The organism is Sphingobium sp. HDIP04 (assembly GCF_000445085.1).
Taxonomy (GTDB): Bacteria; Pseudomonadota; Alphaproteobacteria; order Sphingomonadales; family Sphingomonadaceae; genus Sphingobium; species Sphingobium indicum.
Genome location: NZ_ATDO01000073.1, coordinates 62,501 through 65,230 on the forward strand (window position 1 = coordinate 62,501; position 2,730 = coordinate 65,230).

Sequence of the window (2,730 nt, forward strand, 5' to 3'; positions counted from 1 at the left end):
ATAGCGGGTGACAGCCCCGTATGCGAAAGCGCAATATCAGGACTTGAGTAGGGCGGAGCACGTGAAACTCTGTCTGAACATGGGGGGACCACCCTCCAAGCCTAAATACTCGTACATGACCGATAGCGAACCAGTACCGTGAGGGAAAGGTGAAAAGCACCCCGATGAGGGGAGTGAAACAGTACCTGAAACCGGATGCCTACAAGCAGTTGGAGGGCTCTTGAAGCCTGACAGCGTACCTCTTGCATAATGGGTCTGTGACTTAGTGTATCATGCAAGCTTAAGCCGTTAGGTGTAGGCGCAGCGAAAGCGAGTCTGAATAGGGCGACTGAGTATGATGCATTAGACCCGAAACCCGGCGATCTAGGCATGACCAGGCTGAAGGTGCGGTAACACGCACTGGAGGGCCGAACCGTTTAATGTTGAAAAATTATCGGATGAGTTGTGTTTAGGGGTGAAAGGCCAATCAAGCCGGGAAATAGCTGGTTCTCCGCGAAATCTATTGAGGTAGAGCGTCGGATGATTGCCGTTGGGGGTAGAGCACTGGATGGTTGCGGGGGTCGCGAGATCTACCAATACTAACCAAACTCCGAATACCAACGAGTCTAGTCCGGCAGACAGACGGCGGGTGCTAAGGTCCGTCGTCAAAAGGGAAACAGCCCTAACCTACAGCTAAGGTCCCCAAGTCACGTCTAAGTGGGAAAGCATGTGGGATTTCCAAAACAACCAGGAGGTTGGCTTAGAAGCAGCCATCCTTTAAAGAAAGCGTAACAGCTCACTGGTCTAAACAAGAGATCCTGCGGCGAAGATGTAACGGGGCTCAAGACGTGCACCGAAGCTTAGGGTTCAGTCTTTTGACTGAGCGGTAGCGGAGCGTTCCGTAGGCCGTTGAAGCGGGAGGGTAACCGACCGTGGAGGTATCGGAAGTGCGAATGCAGACATGAGTAGCGATTAAGAGGGTGAGATGCCCTCTCGCCGAAATTCCAAGGGTTCCTGCTTAAAGCTAATCTGAGCAGGGTAAGCCGGCCCCTAAGACGAGCCCGAAGGGGGTAGTCGATGGGAACCACGTTAATATTCGTGGGCCTGGAGGTGTGTGACGGATGGTGCAACTTGTCTGGCCTTATTGGATTGGTCCAGGCAGGGAAACTGTCCCAGGAAATAGCCCCTCCGTATAGACCGTACCCTAAACCGACACAGGTGGAATGGTAGAGTATACCAAGGCGTTTGAGAGAAGTATCCTGAAGGAACTCGGCAAATTGCCTCCGTACCTTCGGAAGAAGGAGGCCCCATCTAAGCGCAAGCTCTGATGGGGGGCACAGGCCAGGGGGTAGCGACTGTTTAGCAAAAACACAGGGCTCTGCTAAGTCGGCTTCAAGACGACGTATAGGGCCTGACGCCTGCCCGGTGCCTGAAGGTTAAGAGGAGGAGTGCAAGCTCTGAATTGAAGCCCAGGTAAACGGCGGCCGTAACTATAACGGTCCTAAGGTAGCGAAATTCCTTGTCGGGTAAGTTCCGACCTGCACGAATGGCGTAACGACTTCCCCACTGTCTCCAGGATATGCTCAGCGAAATTGAATTCTCCGTGAAGATGCGGAGTACCCGCGGTTAGACGGAAAGACCCCGTGCACCTTTACTGCAGCTTCAGAGTGGCATTAGGAAAGAACTGTGTAGCATAGGTGGGAGGCTTTGAAGCGAGGGCGCCAGCCCTCGTGGAGCCATAGGTGAAATACCACCCTGTTGTTTTCTGATGTCTAACCTCGCACCGTTATCCGGTGCAGGGACCCTCTGTGGCGGGTAGTTTGACTGGGGCGGTCGCCTCCTAAAGAGTAACGGAGGCGCGCGATGGTGGGCTCAGGACGGTTGGAAACCGTCTGTTAGAGTGCAATGGCATAAGCCCGCCTGACTGCGAGACTGACAAGTCGAGCAGAGACGAAAGTCGGTCATAGTGATCCGGTGGTCCCTCGTGGAAGGGCCATCGCTCAACGGATAAAAGGTACGCCGGGGATAACAGGCTGATGATTCCCAAGAGCTCATATCGACGGAATCGTTTGGCACCTCGATGTCGGCTCATCACATCCTGGGGCTGGAGCAGGTCCCAAGGGTTTGGCTGTTCGCCAATTAAAGTGGTACGTGAGCTGGGTTCAGAACGTCGCGAGACAGTTTGGTCCCTATCTGCCGTGGGCGTCGAAATTTGAGAGGAGTTGACCCTAGTACGAGAGGACCGGGTTGAACATGCCTCTGGTGTACCTGTCGTCCTGCCAAGGGCGCAGCAGGGTAGCTATGCATGGACGGGATAACCGCTGAAAGCATCTAAGCGGGAAGCCTCCCTCAAGATAAGATTTCTTCGAGCGGTCGTAGACCACGACCTTGATAGGCCGGATGTGGAAGTGCGGTAACGCATGGAGCTAACCGGTCCTAATTGCTCTGTTCGCGCTTGAATGCTTCTCCAAAGAAGCGAGTCCCACCATCAATGACAACACTGGAATAAACCAGCGTCAAAGATGCGGTGATCACCCTCATGCCAGACATCATATCTCAAAAGTGCACGGCACCGATTAAAACCCGAAGCGCAAGCTCTATTGCTTGGTGACCATAGCGTCTGTGACCCACCCGATCCCTTCCCGAACTCGGACGTGAAACCAGTCTGCGCCAATGGTACTGTGGCTCAAGCCCCGGAAGAGTAGGTCGTCGCCAGGCATTATAGCTCGCGCTCCATTAAACCCATTCGCA

At 54.0% G+C, this 2,730-nt stretch carries 2 rRNA genes (1 of these 2 running past the window's edge); both read left to right on the plus strand.

The features are described from left to right. Positions 1-2,439: ribosomal RNA gene (locus L286_RS32210) — 23S ribosomal RNA — on the plus strand (it extends 357 nt beyond the left edge of the window). A 143-nt stretch (positions 2,440-2,582) separates the two neighbouring features. After that, a 5S ribosomal RNA gene (gene rrf / locus L286_RS32215) occupies positions 2,583-2,697 on the plus strand. The last annotated feature ends 33 nt before the right edge of the window (positions 2,698-2,730 follow it).